This is a genomic window from Brevundimonas sp. SGAir0440 (assembly GCF_005484585.1).
Classification (GTDB): domain Bacteria; phylum Pseudomonadota; class Alphaproteobacteria; order Caulobacterales; family Caulobacteraceae; genus Brevundimonas.
This window is the reverse complement of record NZ_CP039435.1, coordinates 2,039,222-2,062,205: the sequence shown is the minus strand read 5'-3', so window position 1 is coordinate 2,062,205 and position 22,984 is coordinate 2,039,222. Positions and strand designations below refer to the sequence as shown.

At 65.4% G+C, this 22,984-nt stretch carries 26 protein-coding genes; 21 read left to right on the top strand and 5 right to left on the bottom strand.

Going from position 1 to position 22,984, the window contains the following annotated elements; genetic code table 11:
- Nucleotides 1-98: 98 nt before the first annotated feature.
- Genes hfq through E7T10_RS10220 form a run of 3 tightly spaced genes read left to right on the top strand, consistent with a single transcriptional unit; the run spans nucleotide 99 to nucleotide 3,302 of the window.
- Nucleotides 99-344: an RNA chaperone Hfq gene (gene hfq, locus E7T10_RS10230; RefSeq protein WP_003164861.1), complete on the top strand. Its 246-nt coding sequence runs from the start codon at nucleotides 99-101 to the stop codon at nucleotides 342-344.
- On the top strand, nucleotides 345-1,658 hold the full coding sequence (gene hflX / locus E7T10_RS10225) for a GTPase HflX (protein WP_137721703.1): 1,314 nt from the start codon (nucleotides 345-347) through the stop codon (nucleotides 1,656-1,658). It abuts the gene before it with no gap.
- Nucleotides 1,659-1,664: 6 nt separating this feature from the next.
- Nucleotides 1,665-3,302, top strand: coding sequence for a Na+/H+ antiporter (locus E7T10_RS10220; protein ID WP_137721702.1), 1,638 nt, complete (start codon nucleotides 1,665-1,667; stop codon nucleotides 3,300-3,302).
- A gap of 3 nt (nucleotides 3,303-3,305) precedes the next feature.
- Here the strand turns inward: E7T10_RS10220 and E7T10_RS10215 are convergent, their stop codons facing one another.
- The 3 genes from E7T10_RS10215 to E7T10_RS10205 are packed head-to-tail and all read right to left on the bottom strand — an operon-like array spanning nucleotide 3,306 to nucleotide 6,125.
- Nucleotides 3,306-3,962, bottom strand: a complete 657-nt coding sequence (locus E7T10_RS10215) for an HAD family phosphatase (protein WP_137721701.1) — start codon at nucleotides 3,960-3,962, stop codon at nucleotides 3,306-3,308.
- A gap of 10 nt (nucleotides 3,963-3,972) precedes the next feature.
- The gene (mazG, locus tag E7T10_RS10210) at nucleotides 3,973-4,737 is read right to left on the bottom strand and encodes a nucleoside triphosphate pyrophosphohydrolase (RefSeq protein ID WP_246846152.1); all 765 of its coding nucleotides are present in this window, start codon (nucleotides 4,735-4,737) and stop codon (nucleotides 3,973-3,975) included.
- A 26-nt stretch (nucleotides 4,738-4,763) separates the two neighbouring features.
- Nucleotides 4,764-6,125 (bottom strand): MFS transporter, encoded by a 1,362-nt coding sequence (locus tag E7T10_RS10205; RefSeq protein ID WP_137721699.1) that lies wholly within the window; start codon nucleotides 6,123-6,125, stop codon nucleotides 4,764-4,766.
- Between the two features lie 105 nt (nucleotides 6,126-6,230).
- On the opposite strand from E7T10_RS10205, the gene E7T10_RS10200 reads away from it, so the two are divergent.
- From E7T10_RS10200 to ygiD, 4 genes are all read left to right on the top strand, one after another.
- Complete coding sequence (locus E7T10_RS10200) at nucleotides 6,231-7,088, top strand: D-alanyl-D-alanine carboxypeptidase family protein (RefSeq protein ID WP_137721698.1); 858 nt, start codon at nucleotides 6,231-6,233, stop codon at nucleotides 7,086-7,088.
- A gap of 179 nt (nucleotides 7,089-7,267) precedes the next feature.
- Nucleotides 7,268-7,522, top strand: coding sequence for a hypothetical protein (locus tag E7T10_RS10195; protein ID WP_246845985.1), 255 nt, complete (start codon nucleotides 7,268-7,270; stop codon nucleotides 7,520-7,522).
- A gap of 98 nt (nucleotides 7,523-7,620) precedes the next feature.
- Nucleotides 7,621-8,223 carry an NAD(P)H:quinone oxidoreductase gene (gene wrbA / locus E7T10_RS10190; protein WP_055805062.1) on the top strand — a complete coding sequence of 201 codons (603 nt, stop codon included), beginning with the start codon at nucleotides 7,621-7,623 and terminating at the stop codon, nucleotides 8,221-8,223.
- 4 nt (nucleotides 8,224-8,227) lie between these two features.
- Nucleotides 8,228-8,986, top strand: coding sequence for a 4,5-DOPA dioxygenase extradiol (ygiD, locus tag E7T10_RS10185; protein WP_137721696.1), 759 nt, complete (start codon nucleotides 8,228-8,230; stop codon nucleotides 8,984-8,986).
- Here ygiD and E7T10_RS10180 read toward each other — a convergent pair whose 3' ends face one another.
- Nucleotides 8,987-10,540 (bottom strand): AMP-binding protein, encoded by a 1,554-nt coding sequence (locus tag E7T10_RS10180; RefSeq protein ID WP_137721695.1) that lies wholly within the window; start codon nucleotides 10,538-10,540, stop codon nucleotides 8,987-8,989.
- Nucleotides 10,541-10,723: 183 nt separating this feature from the next.
- Here E7T10_RS10180 and lipA point away from each other — a divergent pair, with 183 nt between their 5' ends.
- The 14 genes from lipA (at nucleotide 10,724) to lpdA (ending at nucleotide 22,716) form a co-directional block, all read left to right on the top strand.
- Nucleotides 10,724-11,686 (top strand): lipoyl synthase, encoded by a 963-nt coding sequence (gene lipA, locus E7T10_RS10175; protein ID WP_017504838.1) that lies wholly within the window; start codon nucleotides 10,724-10,726, stop codon nucleotides 11,684-11,686.
- A gap of 7 nt (nucleotides 11,687-11,693) precedes the next feature.
- The gene (locus E7T10_RS10170; protein WP_137721694.1) at nucleotides 11,694-12,146 is read left to right on the top strand and encodes a type II toxin-antitoxin system RatA family toxin; all 453 of its coding nucleotides are present in this window, start codon (nucleotides 11,694-11,696) and stop codon (nucleotides 12,144-12,146) included.
- The gene (locus E7T10_RS10165) at nucleotides 12,143-13,258 is read left to right on the top strand and encodes an NAD(P)/FAD-dependent oxidoreductase (RefSeq protein ID WP_137721693.1); all 1,116 of its coding nucleotides are present in this window, start codon (nucleotides 12,143-12,145) and stop codon (nucleotides 13,256-13,258) included. Before E7T10_RS10170 ends, E7T10_RS10165 begins: the two co-directional genes overlap by 4 nt.
- Nucleotides 13,255-13,806 (top strand): sugar O-acetyltransferase, encoded by a 552-nt coding sequence (locus E7T10_RS16075; RefSeq protein ID WP_137721692.1) that lies wholly within the window; start codon nucleotides 13,255-13,257, stop codon nucleotides 13,804-13,806. Before E7T10_RS10165 ends, E7T10_RS16075 begins: the two co-directional genes overlap by 4 nt.
- 133 nt (nucleotides 13,807-13,939) lie before the next feature.
- Nucleotides 13,940-14,122, top strand: a complete 183-nt coding sequence (gene rpmF / locus E7T10_RS10155; RefSeq protein WP_026108365.1) for a 50S ribosomal protein L32 — start codon at nucleotides 13,940-13,942, stop codon at nucleotides 14,120-14,122.
- A gap of 109 nt (nucleotides 14,123-14,231) precedes the next feature.
- Nucleotides 14,232-14,852 (top strand): hypothetical protein, encoded by a 621-nt coding sequence (locus tag E7T10_RS10150; protein ID WP_137721691.1) that lies wholly within the window; start codon nucleotides 14,232-14,234, stop codon nucleotides 14,850-14,852.
- An 89-nt stretch (nucleotides 14,853-14,941) separates the two neighbouring features.
- Complete coding sequence (eno, locus tag E7T10_RS10145; RefSeq protein ID WP_039243670.1) at nucleotides 14,942-16,219, top strand: phosphopyruvate hydratase; 1,278 nt, start codon at nucleotides 14,942-14,944, stop codon at nucleotides 16,217-16,219.
- Nucleotides 16,220-16,357: 138 nt separating this feature from the next.
- The gene (locus tag E7T10_RS10140) at nucleotides 16,358-16,657 is read left to right on the top strand and encodes a septum formation initiator family protein (protein ID WP_017504845.1); all 300 of its coding nucleotides are present in this window, start codon (nucleotides 16,358-16,360) and stop codon (nucleotides 16,655-16,657) included.
- A 134-nt stretch (nucleotides 16,658-16,791) separates the two neighbouring features.
- Nucleotides 16,792-17,820: a pyruvate dehydrogenase (acetyl-transferring) E1 component subunit alpha gene (gene pdhA / locus E7T10_RS10135; RefSeq protein ID WP_039243674.1), complete on the top strand. Its 1,029-nt coding sequence runs from the start codon at nucleotides 16,792-16,794 to the stop codon at nucleotides 17,818-17,820.
- A gap of 3 nt (nucleotides 17,821-17,823) precedes the next feature.
- Nucleotides 17,824-19,203, top strand: coding sequence for a pyruvate dehydrogenase complex E1 component subunit beta (locus E7T10_RS10130; RefSeq protein ID WP_137721690.1), 1,380 nt, complete (start codon nucleotides 17,824-17,826; stop codon nucleotides 19,201-19,203).
- Nucleotides 19,200-19,517: a DUF5076 domain-containing protein gene (locus E7T10_RS10125; protein WP_045810788.1), complete on the top strand. Its 318-nt coding sequence runs from the start codon at nucleotides 19,200-19,202 to the stop codon at nucleotides 19,515-19,517. Before E7T10_RS10130 ends, E7T10_RS10125 begins: the two co-directional genes overlap by 4 nt.
- Complete coding sequence (locus E7T10_RS10120) at nucleotides 19,517-20,815, top strand: pyruvate dehydrogenase complex dihydrolipoamide acetyltransferase (RefSeq protein WP_137721689.1); 1,299 nt, start codon at nucleotides 19,517-19,519, stop codon at nucleotides 20,813-20,815. The genes E7T10_RS10125 and E7T10_RS10120 overlap by 1 nt, the downstream gene beginning before the upstream one ends.
- 15 nt (nucleotides 20,816-20,830) lie before the next feature.
- Complete coding sequence (locus E7T10_RS10115; RefSeq protein WP_137721688.1) at nucleotides 20,831-21,310, top strand: glutathione peroxidase; 480 nt, start codon at nucleotides 20,831-20,833, stop codon at nucleotides 21,308-21,310.
- Entirely contained in the window at nucleotides 21,310-22,716 is a 1,407-nt protein-coding gene (gene lpdA, locus E7T10_RS10110; protein ID WP_137721687.1) for a dihydrolipoyl dehydrogenase, read from the top strand. Before E7T10_RS10115 ends, lpdA begins: the two co-directional genes overlap by 1 nt.
- Before the next feature lie 60 nt (nucleotides 22,717-22,776).
- Here the strand turns inward: lpdA and E7T10_RS10105 are convergent, their stop codons facing one another.
- Nucleotides 22,777-22,959 (bottom strand): DUF3606 domain-containing protein, encoded by a 183-nt coding sequence (locus tag E7T10_RS10105; protein WP_026108366.1) that lies wholly within the window; start codon nucleotides 22,957-22,959, stop codon nucleotides 22,777-22,779.
- Nucleotides 22,960-22,984 lie beyond the last annotated feature (25 nt).

Genomic DNA, 22,984 nt, shown 5'->3' with positions numbered 1-22,984 from the left:
GTTGCCCGAGCGGCCGGGCGGCGGTTAAGGTCGCGGTCGGCTGCATCGGCCCCGCCGCTCCCACGGCGACAAACAACGAAGAACAGGAAAAACCTGCCATGTCGCAAGACAAACGTCAGAACCTTCAGGACACCTTCCTCAACTCGGTCCGCAAGACCAAGACGCCGCTGACCATCTTCCTGGTAAATGGGGTTAAGTTGCAGGGCATCGTGACCTGGTTCGACAACTTCTGTGTCCTGCTGCGCCGCGATGGCCAGTCCCAGCTGGTGTACAAGCACGCCATCTCAACCATCATGCCGTCCGCGCCCGTGCAGCTGTACGAGCCCGACGCCGAAGAAGACTGATTGACCCAAAAACTGATCGACCACACCGTCCCGCTGATCCGGGCGGTCGTCATTCACCCCGACCGACGCTCGGACAGTCCCCGGCTGGCGAGCGAACGGCTTGAGGAGGCGGCGGGCCTTGCCCGCGCGCTGGACCTCGACGTGCGCGCCGAAGAGATCGTGCGGCTGCGCAGCACCACGCCTGCGACCCTGTTCGGCACGGGCAAGGTCGAGGAACTGGCTGCGCTCGTGCGCGCCGCGGACGCCGAAGCCGTCATCATCGACGACGCCCTGACGCCGGTGCAGCAACGCAATCTGGAAAAGGCGTGGGAGGTGAAGGTCATCGACCGCACCGGCCTGATCCTGGAAATCTTCGGCCGTCGCGCGCGGACCAAGGAGGGGCGGCTTCAGGTTGAACTGGCGCGGCTGGATTATGAGCGATCGCGTCTGGTGCGGACCTGGACCCACCTCGAGCGGCAACGCGGCGGCACCGGTTCGACCGGCGGGCCCGGCGAAACACAGATCGAGCTGGACCGGCGTCTGATCGCCGACCGGATCGTCAGGCTGAAGTCCGAGTTGGAAGAGGTGCGGCGCACGCGCGGCCTGCACCGCAAGCAGCGTCAGAAGGCGCCGTTCCCGACCATCGCCCTGGTCGGCTACACCAACGCCGGCAAGTCGACGCTTTTCAATCGGCTGACGGGATCGGAGGTCTTCGCCAAGGATCTGCTGTTCGCCACCCTGGACACGACCCAGCGCACCATCCGGTTGCCGCAAGGGCGACCCGCCATCGTGGCGGACACCGTCGGCTTTATCTCCGACCTGCCGCACGAACTGGTCGAGAGCTTCCGCGCCACGCTGGAGGAGGTCGGCGAGGCCGATCTGATCCTGCACGTCCGCGACATCGCCTCGCCCGACAGCGCCGCCCAGGCCAAGGATGTCGAAGCCGTGCTGAAACAGATCGAGACGCCAGAGGGCAAGACGCGCCGGGTGCTGGAAGTTTGGAACAAGATCGACCTGCTGGACGATGAAGCGCGCGAGACCGTGCTGGGTCAGGCCGAACGTCTGGCGAAGGACGGTGAGGCGGTCGCCGTCTCAGCCTGGACGGGCGAAGGGATCGAGCCTCTGCGCCAGATCATCGCCGGCCTGATCGATGATGATCCCGAGACGCAGCTGACGCTGAAGCCGCATCAGGGCGACGCCCTGGCGTGGCTGTACGAACATGGTCGGGTCACGGCGCGCGATGCGGACGAGCTTGGCCGTACTCACGTCACGGTGCGGCTGCATCCTGCGGCGCTCGGGCGATTCGAGCGCCTGTATCCCGACCTGACCGACTGAGTTTTCATGCATCTGATCGAAACCGTCCTGCTTCTGCTTTTGGCCGTGGTGGTGTCGGGGTCGATCGCGCGGATCACGCGCATCGCCTTGCCGTTGGTTCAGATCGGGCTGGGCGCCGCCATCGTGCTGATCACGGGCAAGACGGTCGATCTTGAGCCGGACATCTTCTTTCTGCTGTTCCTGCCGCCGCTGCTGTTTCTGGATGGCTGGCGAATTCCCAAGGAAGACCTGTTTCGCGACCGGGCAGTCATCCTCGAGCTGGCGCTGGGGCTGGTGCTGTTCACCGTCGTCGGTCTGGGTTTCCTGATCTGGTGGATGATCCCGGAGATGCCGCTGCCGGTGGCCTTCGCCCTGGCCGCCATCCTGTCGCCGACCGATCCCATCGCGGTTCAGGCGATCGCGGCGCGGGCGCCCATCCCCAAGCGCCTGATGCATATTCTGGAAGGCGAGTCGCTATTGAACGATGCGACGGGCCTGACCTGCATGCGGATCGCGGTCGCCGCCGCGACGACGGGCGCGTTTTCGATCGGCCATGCGGTCGGCACGTTCGTTTGGCTGGCCCTGGTCGGGGTCGCCGTCGGCGTTCTGGTCACCATGGCCATTAGCTACGCCAAGAGCTTCGTCAGCCGACGCTGGGGCGAGGACGTGGGCGCGCAGATTCTGATCAGCCTGCTGATCCCGTTTGCGGCCTATCTGGTCGCGGAAGAACTGCATGCGTCCGGCATCCTGGCGGCGGTTGCGGCCGGGGTGACGATGAGCTTCACCGAACGCGGCGGCATCGTCGGGCAGTCGATGGCGATGACGCGGATCCGGCGCAGCGTCGTGTGGGACACGGTTCAGTTCGTCGCCAACGGCATCATCTTCGTGATCCTGGGCGAACAGATGCCCTCGATCATGTCGAGAGCGGCCGAGGTGGTGGCGGGCACCAGCCGGCCGGAGGTCTGGTGGCTGGCGGTCTATGTGTTCGGCATCGTCGCCACCCTGGCCGCGCTGCGGTTCGTCTGGGTTTGGACCTCGCTGAAGCTGACCCTGTTTCGCCGCCGCCATCGCGGTCCGCCGGCCAAGGTCGGTTTGCGGCTGACCATGGTGATGTCTCTGGCGGGTGTGCGGGGCGCGATCACTCTGGCGGGTATTCTGACCCTGCCGTTCGCCTTGGGCGACGGGTCGCCGATGCCGTCTCGAAACCTGGCGATCTTCCTGGCGGCCGGCGTGATCGTGGTGTCGCTGGTGTTGGCCACCTTCGCCTTGCCCCGCCTGCTCAAGAACGTCGAACTGCCGCCGGAGCCGTCGCATGAGCAGGAAGAGGATCGCGGTCGCGTCGCCTCAGCCTCCGCCGCCATCCGCGCCATCGAGGACGCCTCGCACGCCATGGCGGAGGGCAAGTCCAACCCTGACCTCTATTCCGACATCGCTGGCCGGATCATGGAGACCTATCGCCAGCGGATCGAGACCCATACCCGCACGGACGAGGAAGACGCCGCCCTGACGCGCAAGATGGACGACATCGAGCGGCGTCTGTGGCTTGCAGGGCTGGCCGCCGAGCGCGAAGAGTTACGTCGCTTGCTGAGAGCGCGTCAGCTGGACGAGGTGACGGCCAAGAAACTGTTCCGTGACGTCGATCTACAGGAACTGCGCTACCTCTGACGCTCAGCGATCCATGAAGGCGGACACGGCCGCATAGCTGTCGGCGATGTGGTGTGCGCCGCGCGCCGTCAGGCGTTCGGCATGGCCGTGGCGGACATGGCCGCCCGCCGTCAGCCCCACGACCGTCATACCGGCCGCGACGCCGGCGGTGACGCCCGCCTCGCTGTCTTCGATCACCAGGGTGCGCATCGGATCAACGCCCATGGCGTCGGCGGCATGCAGGAAGATGTCGGGGTGGGGCTTGCCGCGCTCGACCACCAGGCCGGTGAAGACCGCGCCGTCGAAATGGTCCGTCAGGCCGAACAGGTCTAGGCCGACGCCGATCCAGTCGGGTCCGCTGGATGAGGCGATGCAGCGGGGCTCGGGTCGGGCAGCGACGAAGTCCAGCAGACCGGGCACAGGCTCAAGCTGCTGCGGCGCGCGCCGGCGACAGGTCGCAAACCATGTGGTGTGGAAGTCGTCAGGGCAGGCGCGACCAAGAGCCGCCTCGACGACCGGCCGATTGTCGCGCCAGCGCTTGCCCGTATAGGCGGCCAAGACGTCGTCGAGCGAGGTCGGCAGGCCGATGGCGGTCAGTTGCTCGGCCATGACGGTGCTGTTCAGCACCTCGCTGTCGGCGACCACGCCGTCGTAGTCGAAGATGATCAGGTCGTAGGTCACGCGGGGTCGCTCAGGCTTCAGGCGCGGCCTTTTCCGCGACCTTCGCGGCGTCCCAGAGGCGGTCCATCTCGGCCAGGCCCGATTGGTCGGGCGTACGGCCGTCCTTGGCCAGTTCCGCCTCGATGAAGCCGAAGCGACGCACGAACTTGGCGTTGGCGGCGCGCAGGGCGTCTTCGGGCTCGACGTCCAGCTTGCGCGCCAGGTTGGCGACGACGAACAGGAGGTCCCCCAGCTCTTCACGCGCCTTGGCCCTGTCGCCGGCGGCGATCTCGACGCGCAACTCCTCGACCTCTTCGGCCAGCTTGTCGAACACCTCGTCGGTGGACGGCCAGTCGAAGCCGACGCGACCGGCGCGCTTGGTCAGTTTGGCGGCGCGGGTCAGGGCGGGCAGGCCGACTGGCACGTCGTCGAGAACGCCGGGCTTTTTGCGATCCTTGCGCTCGGCGGCCTTGATGGCTTCCCAGGCGACGGTCTGTTCCTTCGAGGAGCGCTGGGCCTCGTCACCAAAAACGTGCGGGTGGCGGCGCTCCAGCTTGTCGGCGATGGCTGTGACCACGTCGTCGAAGGCGAACAGCCCCTGTTCCTCAGCCATGCGGGCGTGGAAGACGACCTGGAACAGCAGGTCGCCCAGTTCGCCCTTAAGCTCGACCAGATCGTTGCGCTCGATGGCGTCGGCGACCTCATAGGCCTCCTCGATCGTGTAGGGCGCGATGGTGGCGAAGGTCTGCTCCACGTCCCAGGGGCAGCCGCCGTCGGGATCGCGCAACCGCTCCATGACGCCGAGCAGGCGGTCGATCGGTCTCAACGGCGGGCTCCGTCGCGGGCTTCCAGGGCGAGGCGGATTTCATCGTGCCGCTTCGGCGTCAGGGGATAGCCCTTCAGCACCCAGGCGGCGGCGGCCAGCAACAGGCCGGGGACCAGAATAAACAGGATCTGGAGCGTCAGCAGGGAAAAGTCGCTGTTGCCCATTGGTCCAGGCACGGCTTTGAAACCAACAACCTGCAGGATCAGATAGGGGATCAGCGCGACCACGTGGCCGATCTTGGTCGTCGCGGACAGGATGGAGAACATCAGTCCGGTGCGATCCACGCCCGTCTCCAGCCGCACCTCGTCGCCCGCGTCCGCCATCATGGCGCGCAACAGGAACAGGCCGGCCGCATAGGGCAGGCCGGCGATGAACATGGCGGCTGCCGTCAGCATGAAGTTGCCGCCGGGCACGAGGGTGGCGGCGATGTAGAGGGCCGCGAAGATCAGGCTGGCGACGGCCAGGGCCTTATCCTTGCCGATGCGCGTGGCCAGCCAGGCCCAGATGGGCGCGCCGCAAAGACCGGCGATAAAATAGAACAACATGAACAGGCCGGCCTGGCTGTGGTCGTAACCCTTGATCTGTCCGAAGAAGAAGAACAGCAGCGATCCCGTGATGCCCGGCGCGACGCCCAGCAGCAGGTCGGCGATCAGAAGCTTCCGGACCGTCGGCATCTTCAATAGAGCCAGATAGGCGCCGGCGCCGCCGTGCGGCTGGTCGCCCGCGTTGACGGGCTCCGGCACGGCGACCATGGCCAGGCCGATGGTGACGGGCAGGGCGATGAGGATGGCCCAGCCCATGATCCGCACGCCGTCAGCATAGTTCCCGATGCCCGTCTGAACCACCACGGTCGGCAGCACTAGGATCAGGATCACGCCGATGATGTTGAACACCTGCCACCAGCCATAGACCCGGCTGCGCTGGTCATACTGCGGTGCAAGCACGGCGGCCCAGCCGAGTTGGCCCAGGGTGCCGATCGAGAAGCCGAGATACAGGACCAGCAGCCAGCCAAACAGATAGGCCGGTCCGGCGCCGGGCTGGACCACGACGAACATCATGAAGGCCGACAGCATCAGGATCGGCGTCGAAATGGCCATCCACGGACGATAGCGACCGAACCGCGTCTTGGTCTTGTCCATGCCCCAGCCGATGAAGGGGTCGAAGACGATGTCGATCAGGCGCACGGCCATGAAGACGGCCGCCACGACTCCCAGCTCCAGGCCCACATGGGTGGCGTAGAACTCCGGCAGGGTGACGGGCAGGGCGACGCCGAAGGCCGCCAGCGGCAGGCACGGGCCGGAGAAGGCCGCAAGCACGGCGTTGGAACGGCGGGGCGCGGTCGGCGCGGCGGTGGACATGCGTCGGTTCGAAAGGCGCGGCGCGAGTCGGCCGCGCGTCACCATGCCAGCGATCGGTGACGCATGCACTTGTGAGATCGACCGGCTTGGGGCTTCCTGTGGGCCATGTGGCGAAGCCTTTTTGCGTTCCTGTCCGTTTGCTTCGTTCTGACGTTTGCCGACGGCGCGCGGGCGGCCGGCCCCTGCCACACCAATTCCGACGGTTGGCGGGCGCAGGGACTGGCGAACGCTGAATCGGCCTACGGCATGGAATGGGCGCCGTTCGGGGCGGCGGAGTGGGGGTGGCAGGCCTATCTGCCGCTGATCCAGCACGAACTGCATACGACGTGCGGACCCGGCACGCCGATCTTCGCGTCGCAACTGGCGGGGTTTCAGCAGACGCATGGCCTGGCGCCGACGGGCCTGTTCGATGCGGCGACATTCCAGGTGTTTCGCGGCCTTTGGCAGGAGCGCAGGCCATTCGTCATGGCGCGCGTCGGCGGAGTCTGTCCCGAGCCGCCGCCGATCAATCAACTCGGCTATCTGGTCGCGTCCGAGGAGCATGCCGACCGTCTGACACGTCTGCTGCGCCGGGACGTCTTGGACGCCTATCGCCGGCTGGTCGCGGCCGCGCGGGCAGAGGTTCCGGAGGTGCGGGCCGATCCCGAACTGCTGCAGATCTTCTCCGGCTTCCGCGATCCCGAGGCGGACGCGGCGCGCTGTGCGCAGCAGGGCAACTGCGACGGGCTGCGCCGAGCGGTCTGCTCGCCGCATCGGACGGGCACGGCGGTCGATCTGTATGTCGGCCAGGCGCCGGGTCTGGGCGTCGATTCCACCACCCCGGCTAGTCGCGAATATATGGCGCGGTCGGCGACCTATCGCTGGCTGGTGGCGAACGCTGGGCGTTTCGGCTTTGTGCCCTATGTCTATGAGCCGTGGCACTGGGAGTATGTGAAGCCTTGGGATCCTTCGTTCGCGCCCTGACCGATGCTGAAAAGGGCCTAGCGCGAGAGGCGTTCGGGGCCGCAATCGATCTCGAACCCGTCCGTTTGATCGGTTGGCCGTTCCGCCGCGCGTTTGTGGCTGGACGCTGGTTCGGGCGAGACTGGATTGTCTGGCCCCAAGCGCAGCTCGTCTCAGACTTCGCGGCCGCGCCGGATCGTATGCAGGGCGTTCTGATTCATGAGCTGACGCACGTCTGGCAGGCCCAGCAGGGCGTCAATCTGCTGTTCGCAAAGCTGAAGGCTGGGGACGCCTCCGCCTCCTATGCCTATCGCGTGGAACCGACCTGCCGGTGGGACGCGTTGAACATCGAGCAGCAGGCGATGGTGATGGAGCACCGTTTCCATTGTCGCCGCGGTCGCCCCACGCCGGGCGACAGGACTTTTTACGACACCGTCTGTCCCTTCGAGACGTGATTTGACGTGTGGGACTTGCGGAACGGCTGGCAGCGCGCCAAGTTAGCAACGGTCGTTGTTGCGAATGACGACCCTTGTCATTCAGTGGAGCCTCCCCGATGCCGAAAGTCCTTGTCCTCTATCATTCGACCTATGGTCACCTGGAAACCATGGCCGAAGCGGTCGCCGAAGGCGCTCGCGAGGTCGAAGGCGCCGTCGTGGACATCAAGCGCGTGCCGGAAACCGTGCCGGAAGAGCTGGCCAAGGCTTCTCACTACAAGCTGGATCAAAAGGCGCCGATCGCCAAGATCGACGATCTGAAGGACTACGACGCCATCATCATCGGCGCCGGAACCCGCTTCGGTTCGGCCGCGTCGCAGATGCGCGCCTTCCTGGATCAGGCTGGCGGCCTGTGGTTCTCGGGCGCCCTGATCGGCAAGGTGGGCGGGGCCTTTACCGCCACGGCGACACAGCACGGCGGTCAGGAGACGACCTTCCAGGGCTTGCACAACTTCTTCATGCACCACGGCATGCCGGTCGTGGGTCTGCCCTATTCCTTCCAGGGGCAGATGACGCTGGACGCCATCCACGGCGGCTCGCCCTATGGCGCATCGACGATCACGGGCGGCGACGGCTCGCGTCAGCCCAGCGATGTTGAGCTGGACGGCGCCCGGTTCCAGGGCAAGCATATCGCCGAGTTGGCCAAGAAGCTGCACGGCTGATCCGATGCGCCAGCCCGCCGTCTTCTTCGGCCACGGTTCGCCCATGAACGCGCTCGGCGGTCCCTATGGGGCCGCTTGGCGGGCGCTGGGCGAGGCGATCGGCAAGCCCAAGGGCGTGGTGATGATCTCCGCCCACTGGGAGACGCGCGGGCTGGGCGTGACCGCGCAGGAGAAGCCCGAAACCATTCACGACTTCGGCAACTTCCCGCGCGAACTTCATCAGATGCAGTATCCGGCGCCCGGGTCGCCGGCCTTGGCGGCGCGGGTGTCGGCGCTGACCGGGGCCGTCCAGACGCGAGCGTGGGGCCTGGATCACGGGACCTGGTCGGTGCTGTGCCATGTGTGGCCCGAGGCGGACGTGCCTGTGGTTCAGTTGTCGCTGAACCGCGAGCTGACGGCGCGCCAGCATTACGACCTGGCCAAGGCGCTGAAACCGCTGCGCGACGAGGGGATCGTCATCGCCGGCTCGGGCGACTTCGTGCACAATCTGCGGACCTGGAAACGCGAGGACGGCGCAGAACCCTACGCTTGGGCGACCGGCTTCAACGAGGCGGTGAAGGCGGCGTTCGACCGGGGCGACCATGAGGCGCTGATCGATTGGGTAGGTCTGGCCGAGGACGCGCAGCTAAGCGTGCCGACCGACGAACATTTCCTGCCGGTGCTTTACATCGCCGCCCAGCAAGAGCCGGGCGAGGCGGTCAGCTTCTTCAACGACCGCATCGACGGCGGCTCGATCTCTATGACGGGCGTCCGGATCGGCTGATCAGGCCGCCTTCTCCGCCTCGACCATCTTCTGGATCGACACATAGTCTGTCTTGCCGGTGCCCAGGACGGGGACCTCGGCGACCTTGACGATCTTTTTCGGCACGATCAGTTCGGGCGCACCGTTGGTTCGCGCCCATTCAGCCAGGGGAGCGACCTCGGCGTCTGCGTGGTCAGTGACGAGCACCAGCTTCTCGCCCTTGCGGCTGTCCGGAATCGACACGACGGCGTGGCGCTGATCCGGCCAGACGGCGCCGGCGATCCCTTCGACGGCGGTCAGCGAGACCATCTCGCCGCCGATCTTGGCGAAGCGCTTGGCGCGGCCGCGGATGGTGACATAGCCGTCGTCGGTCACATCGACGATGTCGCCGGTGTCCAGCCAGTCGTCGCCGATCGGATCCCACTGCAGGGGCTCGGCCGAGGTGACATAGCCGCTCATGACATTGGGACCGCGCAGCATCAGGCGACCGCCTGCGTCGATGCCCTCGACCGGTTCTAGCTTCCAGTCGATGCCAGGCAGCACCTGGCCGACCGTGCCGGGCGCGTTGCGGTCGGGATGGTTGACGGCGATGACAGGCGAGGCCTCGGTCGCGCCATAGCCTTCCAGAAGTTCGACGCCGCCGAACTTGGTGTTGAACAGGGTTCGGGTTTCCTCGCGCACCTTCTCGGCGCCGGCGACGACGAACTTCAGCGTCGAGAAGTCGTTCGGTTCGGCGACGCGGCCGTACTGGTTCAGGAAGGTGTCGGTCGCGAACAGGATCGAGGCGTTTACCTGAGGCAGCAGGTCGGTGATCTGCTTGGCGTGCAGCGGCGACGGATATTGGAAGGCCTTCAACCCCTGCAGCAGCGGCAGGATGACCCCGCCTGTCAGGCCGAAACAGTGGAAGGTCGGCAAGGGATTGAACATCACCCAGTCCGGCGACAGGTCGATATGGGCCGCCACCTGACGCGCATTGGCGACGAGGTTCTTCTGGCTGAGCACGACGCCCTTTGGCGTGCCGAAGCTGCCGGAGGTGAACAGGACGACGCCCGGCGCGTCGGGGTCCGTCTTCACGCGAAACCGCTTGGGCGCCGCGCCGGCGGCGAGGCCATAGAGTTTGTCGGCCAGGCCGATGGTCTTGCGCACGTCGTCCAGCCAGACGACCTCGGCCACCGTCTTCAGTTCGACGATCAGGTCGTCCAGCTTGGCCTGGTCGATGAAGCGTTTGGCGGTCAGCACCTTCTTGACGCCGGAGGCCTTGATCGCCGCCTTCAGATTGGCTTCGCCGGCGGTGAAGTTCAGCATCACCGGCACACGACCGTGGGCGTGCAGACCGAAGAAGGTGACGACGACGCCCATGGACGAGGGCAGCAGGATGGCGACCCGCTCGCCCTTGTCGGTCATATTGGCGATCTTGCGGCCCAGCACGAAGGCGGCGCGGATCAAGCCGGTGTAGGTCAACGGATGCCGGTCCTGATCCTCCAGGATTTCCTTGTCGCCGAACCGCGACCGCGCATCGATCAGGGCATCGATCAGGGTCGAGTCGTAAAGCGAGGGATCCAGGGCCTGGCGCAAGCGCGTCTCCTACGGAGGACGCGGGCGGCCCTCTCTGTTGTTTGGGCGACTGTCATTAATGACGCCGCCGCATCTTGAAAAGATGCGTAACGTCGCGTGAGTTCCGATGCGCGATCACGCCTGCGGCAAGTCTGTTACGCGGTGTGCCTTGCCTAAACGGCCTCAAAGTCCGAAATACCGGCCATGGTCACCCTGATCGACACCCTTCAGCGCAAGCCGTCCGAGCTGCGCCACCCCGAAAAGCAGAACCGGCCCGAGTCGGTCGTTCTGAAAAAGCCCGACTGGCTGCGGGTCAAGGCGCCGGGCTCCGGTCAATACAACGCCACCAAGGAGATCGTTCGTTCCAAGGGGCTGGTGACGGTCTGTGAAGAGGCGGCCTGCCCGAACATCGGCGAGTGCTGGAGCCAGAAACACGCCACCCTGATGATCATGGGCGACACCTGCACGCGGGCCTGCGCCTTCTGCAACGTCAAGACGGGCTTGCCCCAGCCGCTGGACCCGGAAGAGCCGGGCAAGGTAGGCCTCGCCGTACAGCAGATGGGTCTGAACCACGTCGTCATCACTTCGGTCGATCGCGACGATGTGGCCGACGGCGGTGCGGCCCACTTCGCCGAAGTGGTGCGCCAGATCCGCATCCAGGCGCCGGACACCACCATCGAGATCCTGACGCCCGACTTCCTGCGAAAGGACGGGGCGGCGGCCGTGATGATCGACGCCAAGCCCGACGTCTTCAATCACAACCTCGAGACCGTGCCGCGCCTGTATCTGAAGATCCGGCCGGGCGCGCGCTACTTCCACAGCCTGCGCCTGTTGCAGATGGTCAAAGAGCGGGACCCGAACCAGTTCACCAAGTCCGGCATCATGGTCGGCCTGGGCGAGACCAAGGAAGAGGTCATGCAGGTGATGGACGACATGCGGTCCGCCGGCGTCGACTTCATCACCATCGGCCAATATCTTCAGCCGACGCGCAAACACGCCGCGATCGACCGGTTCGTGACCCCGGAAGAGTTCAAGGCCTATGAGGCGATCGCCCGGGCCAAGGGCTTCCTGATGGTGTCGTCCAGCCCGCTGACGCGTTCGTCGCACCACGCCGGCGACGACTTCGCCCGGCTGAAGGCCGCGCGCGAGGCGCAGCTGCGCCGCTAAATCCCGCATGGCCGTCCACCGCGTCACGCGCATTCTTCCCTATGCGCCCGAACAGCTTGCCGATCTGGTCGCCGACGTGCGCGCCTATCCCGACTTCGTGCCGTGGGTGACGTCGATGCGCGTCTGGAACGCGCGCGAGGAAGGCGAGGGCGTCGGCTTGCAGGACGCGGAGGCCAGCGTCGGCTTTTCCTTCCTGAAGGAGCGATTCTCCACCTGGGTCCGGTATGATCGCAATGCGCCCAAGGTCGAGGTCGGCTTGCTGCGCGGTCCCTTCAAGCACTTGAAGAACCGTTGGGAGTTCTTTCCTCATCTCGACGGCACGCGGCTGGAGTTCATGATCGACTTCGCCTTCAAATCCCGGATGCTAGACATGATGCTGTCGGCGAACTTCGACCGGGCCGTGGAAAAGCTGATCGGCTGTTTCGAGGCCGAGGCGAAGCGGAGATACGGCGGCCGATGAGTTTCGATTTCGACGCGACCGTCGTGGGCGCCGGGGCTGTGGGCCTGGCCTGCGGTCGGGCGCTGTCGAAACGGGGCCTGACGGTGCTAGTGCTGGAGAAGGAGGGCCACATCGGCCAGGGCGTCTCCTCGCGTAACTCCGAGGTCATTCACGGCGGCCTCTATTATCCGACCGGATCGCTGAAGGCCCGCTTCTGCGTCGAGGGACGCCGCGCCCTTTACGACTTCCTCGCCAGCCGCAAGATCGACCACTGGAAATGCGGCAAGGTGGTCGTGGCGACGCAGGAATCAGAGGTCGAGCGGATCGAGGCCATCTTCGAACAGGCGACGGCGAATGGCGTCGAGGGGCTGGCGCATCTGACCGGCGCCCAGGCGCGGGCGCTTGAGCCGGAGCTGAACGCCCACGCCGCCATCCTGTCGCCCGAGAGCGGCCTGTTCGACAGCCACGGCTATATGCTGGCCCTGCAGGGCGAGATCGAGGATGCGGGCGGATCGGTCGTGGTCTCGGCGCCGTTCGAGGGCGCAGAGCCGCTGGCGGGCGGCGGCTTCACGATCCGTGTCGGCGGGGAGGGGACGATGCAGGTCACGAGCCGCCTTCTGGTCACCGCGCCCGGACTGTCGGCTCAGGCGGTGGCGGCGTTGATCGAAGGCTATCCGCCCGGCGACATCCCTGCCGGACATTTCGGCAAGGGCGTCTATTTCCGGCTGACGGGCAAGGCGCCGTTCGACCGCCTGATCTATCCGCCGCCTATCCCCGGCGCGCTGGGCACCCACTATCGCAAGGATCTGGGCGGTCAGGCCGTGTTCGGCCCCGACCTGGCCTATGTCGACACCGAGGACTATTCGGTCGATCCGGCCAAGGCGGACGAGTTCGCCACCTATATTCGCCGTTTCTGGCCGGGATTGCCCGACGGCGCCCTGACGCCGGACTACGCCGGCATTCGGCCCAAACTGCATGGGCCGGGCGAGCCGCAACCGGACTTCCAGCTTCATGGCCGCGAACATCACGGCATCGATGGCCTGATGGCCCTGTTCGGCATCGAAAGTCCCGGCCTGACCAGTTCGCCGGCCATTGGGGAAGCGGTGGCTGCCGCTCTGATGGAGGACGCATGACAGAGCGCGAGAAGATGCTGGCGGGCTTGCCCTATGATCCGGGCGATCCCGATCTGCGCGATGGCCGAGCCCGCGCCGTGGCCCTGACCGTCGCCATCAACGCCGAGCCGGATCGCGACCGGCGCGGCGCCCTGGTCAACGAACTGGTCAGTGCGGCCGACGGCAAGGCGATCATCATGCCGGGCTTCTTCTGCGACTACGGCGTCAACATTCATCTGGGCGCGCGGGCCTTTGCGAACGCCAACTGCGTGTTCCTGGATTGCGCCGAGATCCGTATCGGCGACAACTTCCAGGCTGGGCCAGGCGTACAGCTTTTGACACCGGAGCATCCGCTGGACGCGGTGGCCCGCCGCGGCGAAGAGACGGCGCGGCCGATCGTCATCGGGGACGACGTCTGGATCGGCGGCGGCGCGATCGTTCTGGCGGGCGTCACCATCGGCGATCGTTCGGTGATCGGCGCGGGATCGGTCGTGACGAAGGACGTGCCGTCCGACGTGGTGGTGGTCGGCAATCCTGCGAAGATCGTCCGGCGTCTGACGCCTGCTTAAACGCCTTGAAATCGTCGCGCGGTTCATGCATAAGCCGCGCCTCGCGTGGCGGTCCTGAGGGCCGCCGCTATTGTTTTCGCGCTAGACGGAGCTCGGCTCTGGGCGGCGCCCGACTTAGAAGATTGAGACGGACATGGCCGTTCCGAAGCGCAAAGTATCTCCCTCGCGTCGCAACATGCGCCGCGCCCACGACGCCCTGACCTCGAACGTCTACGTCGAGGACAAGGACACTGGCGAGCTCAAGCGCCCGCACCACATCGACCTGAAGACCGGCACCTATCGCGGTCGCCAGGTCATCACGCCGAAGGAAGACTAGTCTTTCAGGCGATCCCGACTTCGGTCGGATGACGATTTCGACGGCGCGCGGTGAGCCGCGCGCCGTTTTCGTGCGTTCAATGCGGTGAAGCTTCCATTGGAGACGCCGCATGATGATTCGTTTCACCGCCGTCAGCGCCTGTGCGCTGCTGACCCTCGCCGCCTGCAATCGCGTAGAGGAGCGCGCCTCGGAGCCGGTTGCACCGCCCGTCGCATCCTCGAACGAGATGCCCGCTAGGCCCGCAGCCGATCCGAATGCGTTGACGGCCGAAGGTCTGGGCCCGGTGCGAATCGGCATGACGCGCGCCGAGCTGGTGAAGGTCTGGGGCGAGGACTCTCAACCGAACGCCGTCGGCGGCGCCGAGCCTGAAGTCTGTGACCAGTTCCATCCCGCGAAGGCGCCGGCCGATGTGCAGGTGATGATCCAGAATGGCGTGCTGACGCGAATCACCCTGGCGCGCGGTGCGACGACCAAGACCGATCGCGGGTTCGGGGTGGGCGATACGGCCATGGCGATCAAGCAGGCCTATGGCGGCGCGGTCTTCGCCCAGCCGCACAAATACCAGGAGGCGCCGGCCGAGGATCTGTTCGTCTGGTCGAAGGGCGGATCGACGACCTATGTCACCGATCCGTCGGCGCGCGGCGTTCGATACGAGATCGGCAGCGACGGCAAGGTGATGATGGTCCATGCGGGCGATCCTTCGATCCAGCTGGTCGAAGGCTGTTCCTGACGCTCGGCGACGATGTCGGCATTGGCGTTTGGCGGGGAGGCGGCTAAACCGTCTGACCTCCCTTGCCCCTTGAGCCAAAGAGCCGAGCCATGACCGACATCGCCGACATCGTCGCCCGCCAGATCCTCGACAGCCGGGGCAATCCGACGGTCGAGGTCGATGTCACGCTGGAAGACGGTTCCTTCGGCCGCGCCGCCGTTCCGTCCGGCGCGTCCACGGGTGCGCACGAAGCCGTCGAACTGCGTGACGGCGACAAGGACATGTGGGGCGGCAAGGGCGTCCAGAAGGCGGTCGACGCCGTCAACGGCGAAATCTTCGACGCCCTGTCCGGCATGGACGCCGAGCAGCAGCGCCGGATCGACGAGGCGATGATCGAACTGGACGGCACGCCCAACAAGGGCCGTCTGGGCGCCAATGCGATCCTGGGGGTGTCTCTGGCCGTCGCCAAGGCCAGCGCCCTGTCGGCCAATCAGGAACTGTATCGCTATCTGGGCGGCGTCTCGGCCCGCGTCCTGCCGACCCCGATGATGAACATCATCAACGGCGGCGCCCACGCCGATAATCCGATCGACATCCAGGAGTTCATGATCCTGCCTACGGGCGCCGAGACCTTTTCGGACGCCGTGCGCATGGGCGCCGAAATCTTCCACGCCCTGAAGAAGCAACTGAAGGACGCCGGGCACAACACCAACGTCGGCGACGAGGGCGGCTTTGCGCCGAATCTGGCGTCGGCCGATGAGGCGCTGAGCTTCATCACCAAGGCGGGCCAGGCGGCGGGCTACCTCGCGGGCGAGGACTTCCACCTGGGCCTCGACGTCGCTTCGACCGAGTTCTTCAAGGACGGCAAATACGTCATGGCCGGCGAGGGCAAGACCGTCGATTCCGAAGGCATGGCCGCCTACCTGGTTGATCTGTGCGAACGCTTCCCGATCGTGTCGATTGAGGACGGCATGGCCGAGGATGACTTCGACGGCTGGCGCCTGCTGACCGAGCGCCTGGGCGACCGGGTCCAACTGGTCGGCGACGATCTGTTTGTGACCAATCCGGCGCGTCTGGCCGCGGGTATCGGCGAAGGTCTGGCGAACTCGATCCTGATCAAGGTCAACCAGATCGGCACCCTGTCGGAAACCCTGGACGCCGTGGATATGGCCCACCGCGCGGGCTACACCGCTGTGATGAGCCACCGGTCGGGCGAGACCGAGGACTACACCATCGCCGACCTGGCCGTGGCGACCAACTGCGGGCAGATCAAGACCGGCTCTTTGGCTCGCTCCGATCGGGTGGCGAAGTACAACCAGTTGCTCCGCATCGAGGAAATGCTGGGCGACCAGGGCGTCTATTTCGGCGACGGCATGCTGCTGAAATAGAGATCGGAATTGTCGGCGGGGAATCAGCGTTTTCCGCCGACTATCTTACGGTCGAGCTACATTTCGTTAGGCATTTTCGGGCACGGTTTCTGAACTGTGTTTTCGCGCTCAGAAGGAGCGTCTCAAGTGCCCGAACGGATGAAACCTTACCGCCTGTCCCTCGCCCTGTTGCTGCTTCTGGCCTATCTCGGGGTGCAGGCGCTGACGGGCGAGCGCGGACTGTTGAGCGGCTCGTCTCGCGACGCCCTTCTGGGGCAACGCGAGGACCAGTTGGCGCATCTGACCGAGCAGCGCCGCGATCTTGAGACACGAGTTCGCTATCTGCGCACCGACAGCCTGTCTCGCGACCTTCTGGAAGAGCGCGCGCGCGCCGTCCTGGGTTTCTCCGATCCGCGTGACTATGTGATCCGCGTCTCGGCCCCGGCCGCCCAAGGCTAAGCCACCTTCACCACTTGAACTATTGTTACAGGGCGACCCGCACCCCTTTGCGTTACCGGAAGGAAGGCTGCTAAAGCCCCTTTCCGTAACGATAAGAAGGCGTCGGTTCTCGGCGCCTAGCCGGGAGATACCGGATGGCGAAAGCCCCAGCCAAATCCGCTCAGACGACCACGCCTGACAAACTGCCCAACACGCCGACGGCGTCCAAGGAAGACCTTCTGCGCTTCTATCGCGAGATGGTTCTGATCCGTCGCTTCGAAGAGCGTGCGGGCCAACTCTACGGCATGGGTCTGATCGGCGGCTTCTGCCACCTGTACATCGGCCAGGAGGCCGTGGCGGTCGGCGTTCAGGAGAGCGTCAAACAGGGCCACGACAAGATCATCACCGGCTATCGCGACCACGGCCACATGCTGGCCGCGGGCATGGATCCGAAAGAAGTCATGGCCGAGCTGACCGGCCGCAGCGGCGGTTCGTCAAAGGGCAAGGGCGGATCGATGCACATGTTCGACGTGCCGACCGGCTTCTACGGCGGTCACGGCATCGTCGGCGCCCAGGTGGCGCTGGGCACCGGCCTGGCCTTCGCCGGCAAGTATCGCGGCGACGATTCGGTGGCCTTCGTCTATTTCGGCGACGGCGCCTCGAACCAGGGGCAGGTGTACGAAAGCTTCAACATGGCGCAGCTTTGGAAGCTGCCGGCCATCTACATCATCGAGAACAACCAGTACGCCATGGGCACGAGCATCGAGCGCTCGTCCTCGACGACCGAACTGTATCAGCGCGGCGCCAGCTTCGGCATTCCGGGCGAGCAGGTCGACGGCATGGACGTGCTGGCCGTGCGCGACGCGACGGCCCGTGCGGTCAAGCGCGCCCGCGAAGGCGGCGGTCCCTTCATCCTGGAAGTGAAGACCTATCGCTATCGGGGTCACTCCATGTCCGACCCCGCCAAGTACCGGACCAAGGAAGAGGTCGACGAGGTCAAGAAGACCCGCGACCCGATCGATCACCTGAAGACGCTGCTGTCGGCCGCCAATGCGACCGAGGACGAGCTCAAGGCCATCGACAACGAGATCAAGGCGATCGTCGCCGAAGCTGTTCAATTCGCCCAAGAGAGCCCGGAACCCGATCCGTCCGAGCTCTATACCGACGTTTACGTGGAGGCCTGATCCGTGACCGACATTCTGATGCCGGCGCTGTCCCCCACGATGGAAGAGGGCACGCTGACCAAGTGGCACATCAAGGCGGGCGACACCGTGTCGGCCGGTCAGGTGATCGCCGAGATCGAAACCGACAAGGCGACGATGGAAGTCGAGGCCGTGGATGAAGGCGAAGTGCTGGAAATACTGGTCGCCGAAGGCTCCGAGAACGTGAAGGTCAACACGCCGATCGCGCGTCTGGCCGGCGAAGACGGCGCAGCGACGCCTGCGCCGAAGGCGGAATCCGCAAAGGGCGAGGCTGGGGCGCCCAAGGCTGCGGCCGAAGGCAAGACCGGCGATCCCGAAAAGGCGCCGGTCGAGGCTGCGACGCCCAAGGTCGAACTGCGCGACCCGGAAATTCCGGCCGACGCCAAACTGGTCAAGACGACCGTGCGCGACGCCCTGCGTGACGCCATGGCCGAAGAGATGCGCCGCGACGATCGCGTCTTCCTGATCGGCGAGGAAGTCGCCCAGTATCAGGGCGCCTACAAGGTCAGCCGCGACCTGCTGCAGGAATTCGGCGACCAGCGCGTCGTCGATACCCCGATCACCGAGCACGGCTTTGCCGGCCTGGGTGTCGGCGCGGCCATGTCGGGCCTGAAGCCGATCGTCGAGTTCATGACGTTCAACTTCGCCATGCAGGCGATCGACCACATCATCAACTCGGCCGCCAAGACGCTCTATATGTCGGGCGGTCAGATCCGCGCGCCTATCGTGTTCCGCGGTCCGAACGGCGCCGCCTCGCGCGTCGGCGCCCAGCACAGCCAGGACTATTCGGCCTGGTATGCTCAGGTGCCTGGTCTGAAGGTCATCGCACCCTATGACGCGGCCGACGCCAAAGGCCTGCTGAAAGCCGCCATCCGTGACCCGAACCCGGTCGTCTTCCTCGAACACGAGATGATGTACGGCCTGGAGTTCGATGTGCCGGAGGTCGAGGATTATGTCCTGCCAATCGGCAAGGCCAAGGTCCGCCGCGAAGGCAAGGACGTCACCATCACCGCCCACAGCCGGATGGTCGGCTTCGCCCTGCAGGCCGCCGAGAAGCTGGCCGAGGAGGGTATCGAGGCCGAGGTGATCGACCTGCGCACTCTGCGCCCCCTGGATCACGAGACCATCGTCGAGAGCGTCAAGAAGACGAACCGCCTGGTCTCTGCCGAAGAGGGCTGGGGTCCGATGGGCGTCGGCGCCGAGGTCGTGGCCCGCGTCATCGAGCACGCCTTCGATTATCTGGATGCCCCGCCGCTGCGCGTGCACCAGGAAGACGTGCCGCTGCCCTACGCCGCCAATCTGGAAGTGTTGTCGCTGCCAGGCGTGGACAAGATCATCGCGGCCGTGAAGCAGGTGATGGCATGACCGAGGCATCGGAGTTCATGCTGACGACGCCAGACAGCGTCGCTGCTGACCCGAAGGCCATCGAAGTCCTTCGGATGTGGTGGTCGAAGGACGAGCCGGTGATGTCCGTCAAGCCGGCCTTCAACGATCCCATACAGTTCGGCCGGCTGCTGGCCTATGCAGCTCGACATATGGCGCATGGTTATGCCGTGCGGCACCAACACGATGAAACTGCGGCCTACCACCGCATCCTCGAAGGTCTCAGCGAAGTGGTGAAGGCGAATGACGTCCGCACTGTCGCCGAACCGATTACGCCAACCGGGGGGAACGCCTGATGACCGACATCCTGATGCCGGCCCTGTCTCCGACCATGGAGGAGGGCGTTCTGGCCAAGTGGCACGTCAAGGTCGGAGACGTCGTCTCCGCCGGCGACGTGATCGCCGAGATCGAAACCGACAAGGCGACGATGGAAGTCGAGGCCGTGGACGAGGGCGAAGTCACCGACATCCTGGTCGCTGAAGGCACGGAAGGCGTGAAGGTCAATACGCCCATCGCCCGCCTGAAGGACGAGAGCGGCGCGGCCGCGCCCAAGCCGGCTGAAAAAACCGCCGCCAAGACGGAGGAGGCGTCCAAGGCCGAGGCCGCCCCCGCTGCTGCCGAGGCGCCCAAGGTCACCACGCCTGCCGCTCCGGCGCCCGCCGCGCCGAAGTCGGATAGCGGAGATCGCATCTTCTCGTCGCCGCTCGCTCGACGTATCGCCGCCCAGAACGGCGTCGATCTGAAGTCGATCAAGGGCACCGGTCCCCACGGCCGCATCGTCAAACGCGACGTCGAGGCCGCCGGCAAGGCGTCGGCTCAGCCTGCGACCGCATCGGCGTCGGCCGCCGCGACCGCAGCCGAGCCGCGCAAGACGCAGTCGCTGGCGCAGATGGGCATTCCGGACGGCAGCTATGACCTGATCCCGCTGGACGGCATGAAGAAGGCGGTGGCGCGTCGCATGGTCGACAGCGTCCAGAATGTGCCTCACTTCCCGCTGTTCATCGATTGCGAGATCGACCAGCTGATGGCCGTGCGCGCCAAGGTCAACAAGATGCTGGAGCCGCAAGGGATCAAGGTCTCGGTCAACGACTTCGTCATCAAGGCCGCCGCCCTGGCCCTGAAGATGGTGCCGGAGGCCAACGCCTCCTACACGCCCGAAGGCATCGCCATGCACCATAACGCCGATGTCTCGATGGCGGTGGCGATCGACGGCGGCCTGATCACCCCGATCATCAAGAAGGCCGAAACCAAGGGGCTGGCGCAGATCGCGACCGAGTCCAAAGATTTGGCCAAGCGCGCCCGCGACCGCAAGCTGAAGCCCGAAGAGTTCCAGGGCGGCACCTTCTCGGTGTCCAACTTGGGGATGTTCGGCATCAAACAGTTTACCTCGATCATCAATGAGCCGCAGGGCTGCATCATGAGCGTGGGCGCGGGCGAGCAACGCGCGGTCGTCAAGAACGGCCAGGTCGTGCCGGCCACGGTCATGACCGTAACCCTGACCTGCGATCACCGCGTGGTGGACGGCGCGACCGGCGCCCGCTTCCTGCAGGCGTTCAAGCCGCTGATCGAAGATCCCGTCGCGATGCTGGCCTAAAGGGAGGGTGAGGTCATGACCTCGGTCTATGACTTCTCCGCCCGCGCCATCGACGGCACGGACGTTTCGCTCGATCGCTTTCGCGGTCAGGCGTTGCTGATCGTCAATACGGCGTCCAAGTGCGGCTTCACCGGCCAATACGACGGTCTGGAAAAGCTTCACCGCGCGTTCGCCGATCAGCCGTTCGAGGTGTTGGGCTTTCCCTGCAACCAGTTTGGCGAGCAGGAGCCGGGCAAGGCGGCGGAAATCGCCGCCTTCTGCGCCACCAGTTTCGATGTGACCTTCCCCTTGTTCGACAAGGTGGAGGTCAACGGACCGAACCGCCATCTGCTTTACGCCTGGCTGACCGAACAGAAGCGCGGCTTCCTGGGCTCCAAAGCCATCAAGTGGAACTTCACCAAGTTCCTGACCGACCGCGAGGGCAGGGTCGTCGCCCGATATGCCCCGCAGACTGAACCCGAGGCCATCAAGGCCGACATCGAGAAGTTGATCTAATGGCTGCTGAATTCGATCTCGTCGTCATCGGCTCGGGCCCCGGCGGTTACGTCGCGGCCATTCGCGCCAGCCAGTTGGGCCTGAAGGTCGCCATCGTCGAGCGCGAGAACCTGGGCGGCATCTGCCTGAACTGGGGCTGCATCCCCACCAAGGCCCTGCTGAAGTCGGGCGAGAAGTTCGAGAGCCTGAGCCATCTGAATGAGTACGGAGTGTCGGCGTCCGGCGCGTCGTTCGATTTCGACGCCATCATTCAGCGCTCGCGCGGCGTGGCCAAACAGCTGAATCAGGGCGTCGGCTTCCTGATGAAGAAGAACAAGATCGAGGTGATCGAAGGTTCGGCCAAGCTGGAGAAGGGCGCCGCCGCGCCCAAGGTCGTCGTCGCTCTGAAAGCGGGCGGTTCGCGCGCGCTTGAGGCCAAGTCGGTGATGCTGGCCGTCGGCGCCCGTGCGCGGGCCCTGCCGCAGATCGGGCTGGAAGCCGACGGTGATCGTATCTGGGCCTATCGCGAGGCCATGGCGCCGAAATTCATGCCCAAGTCGATTGTCGTGATCGGTTCGGGCGCCATCGGGATCGAGTTCGGCAGCTTCTATCGCGCCCTAGGCTGTGACGTGACCGTGGTCGAGGCGGTGGATCGCATCATGCCGGTCGAGGACGAAGAGGTCTCCAAGGCGGCCCAGAAGTCGTTTGAAAAGCGCGGCATGAAGTTCAAGCTGGGCGCCAAGGTCACCAAGGTGAGCAAGGACGCCAAGGGCGTGAAGGTCTCCGTGGAGATCGGCGGCAAGGCCGAGACGCTGGAGGCCGAGGTCTGCATCTCGGCCGTCGGCATCACCGCCAACACCGACGGCATCGGCCTGGAAGAACTGGGTCTGGAAATGGACCGCGGCCACGTCAAGATCGACGCCCACTGCCAGACCAACGTCAAGGGTCTGTACGCCATCGGCGACTGCGCCGGCGCGCCCTGGCTGGCGCATAAGGCGTCGCACGAAGGCATCCACGCCGCTGAACATATCGCCGGCTACAAGACACCCAACGTCCATTCGCCCATCGCCGGCTGCACCTATGCTCAGCCGCAAGTGGCCTCGGTCGGCGTCACTGAACAGGCTGCGCGCGCCGAAAAGCGCGACGTGAAAATCGGCCGCTTCCCGTTCCGCGTGAACGGCAAGGCGATCGCCTCGGGCGACACCGACGGCTTCGTCAAGGTGATCTTCGACGCCAAGACCGGCGCCCTGATCGGGGCGCACATGATCGGTCATGAAGTGACCGAGATGATCCAGGGCTATGTCACCGCCATCACCATGGAGGCGACGGAAGAAGACATCCACGGCATCGTCTATCCGCACCCGACCATGTCGGAGGCCATGCACGAGGCGGCGCTGGACGCCTATGGGCGTGTGATCCACATCTAAGCCAGAAACCAAAACGGCTCCGGAGTGCTCCGGGGCCGTTTCTCATTTAGGAAGGCGGCGTCACCGCTTCTTGCCCAGTTCCGCCGCGATATCTTTGGTCATGCGCCCAACCTTGCGGTGCGCGGCGGTGATCTGGTCCTTGGTCACGCCCCAACGCTTCATCCAGTATTCGACCGACTGACGCTCGGTCAGGTCGATGCGATCCTTGTCGATGAAGCCGCGCTTGTCCTTGAGGCCCGCCATGGTCGGCTCCGTTCATTGGGTCAGA

Bases quoted from the DNA above. Each gene is read 5' to 3' on its own strand.
- hfq (WP_003164861.1), top strand. From the start codon at position 99: ATGTCGCAAGACAAACGTCAGAACCTTCAGGACACCTTCCTCAACTCG.
- E7T10_RS10220 (WP_137721702.1), top strand. From the start codon at position 1,665: ATGCATCTGATCGAAACCGTCCTGCTTCTGCTTTTGGCCGTGGTGGTG.
- mazG (WP_246846152.1), bottom strand. From the start codon at position 4,737: ATGGAGCGGTTGCGCGATCCCGACGGCGGCTGCCCCTGGGACGTGGAG.
- E7T10_RS10205 (WP_137721699.1), bottom strand. From the start codon at position 6,125: ATGTCCACCGCCGCGCCGACCGCGCCCCGCCGTTCCAACGCCGTGCTT.
- E7T10_RS10200 (WP_137721698.1), top strand. From the start codon at position 6,231: ATGTGGCGAAGCCTTTTTGCGTTCCTGTCCGTTTGCTTCGTTCTGACG.
- E7T10_RS10195 (WP_246845985.1), top strand. From the start codon at position 7,268: ATGCAGGGCGTTCTGATTCATGAGCTGACGCACGTCTGGCAGGCCCAG.
- wrbA (WP_055805062.1), top strand. From the start codon at position 7,621: ATGCCGAAAGTCCTTGTCCTCTATCATTCGACCTATGGTCACCTGGAA.
- ygiD (WP_137721696.1), top strand. From the start codon at position 8,228: ATGCGCCAGCCCGCCGTCTTCTTCGGCCACGGTTCGCCCATGAACGCG.
- lipA (WP_017504838.1), top strand. From the start codon at position 10,724: ATGGTCACCCTGATCGACACCCTTCAGCGCAAGCCGTCCGAGCTGCGC.
- E7T10_RS10170 (WP_137721694.1), top strand. From the start codon at position 11,694: ATGGCCGTCCACCGCGTCACGCGCATTCTTCCCTATGCGCCCGAACAG.
- E7T10_RS10165 (WP_137721693.1), top strand. From the start codon at position 12,143: ATGAGTTTCGATTTCGACGCGACCGTCGTGGGCGCCGGGGCTGTGGGC.
- E7T10_RS16075 (WP_137721692.1), top strand. From the start codon at position 13,255: ATGACAGAGCGCGAGAAGATGCTGGCGGGCTTGCCCTATGATCCGGGC.
- rpmF (WP_026108365.1), top strand. From the start codon at position 13,940: ATGGCCGTTCCGAAGCGCAAAGTATCTCCCTCGCGTCGCAACATGCGC.
- E7T10_RS10150 (WP_137721691.1), top strand. From the start codon at position 14,232: ATGATGATTCGTTTCACCGCCGTCAGCGCCTGTGCGCTGCTGACCCTC.
- eno (WP_039243670.1), top strand. From the start codon at position 14,942: ATGACCGACATCGCCGACATCGTCGCCCGCCAGATCCTCGACAGCCGG.
- E7T10_RS10140 (WP_017504845.1), top strand. From the start codon at position 16,358: ATGAAACCTTACCGCCTGTCCCTCGCCCTGTTGCTGCTTCTGGCCTAT.
- pdhA (WP_039243674.1), top strand. From the start codon at position 16,792: ATGGCGAAAGCCCCAGCCAAATCCGCTCAGACGACCACGCCTGACAAA.
- E7T10_RS10125 (WP_045810788.1), top strand. From the start codon at position 19,200: ATGACCGAGGCATCGGAGTTCATGCTGACGACGCCAGACAGCGTCGCT.
- E7T10_RS10120 (WP_137721689.1), top strand. From the start codon at position 19,517: ATGACCGACATCCTGATGCCGGCCCTGTCTCCGACCATGGAGGAGGGC.
- E7T10_RS10115 (WP_137721688.1), top strand. From the start codon at position 20,831: ATGACCTCGGTCTATGACTTCTCCGCCCGCGCCATCGACGGCACGGAC.
- lpdA (WP_137721687.1), top strand. From the start codon at position 21,310: ATGGCTGCTGAATTCGATCTCGTCGTCATCGGCTCGGGCCCCGGCGGT.
- E7T10_RS10105 (WP_026108366.1), bottom strand. From the start codon at position 22,959: ATGGCGGGCCTCAAGGACAAGCGCGGCTTCATCGACAAGGATCGCATC.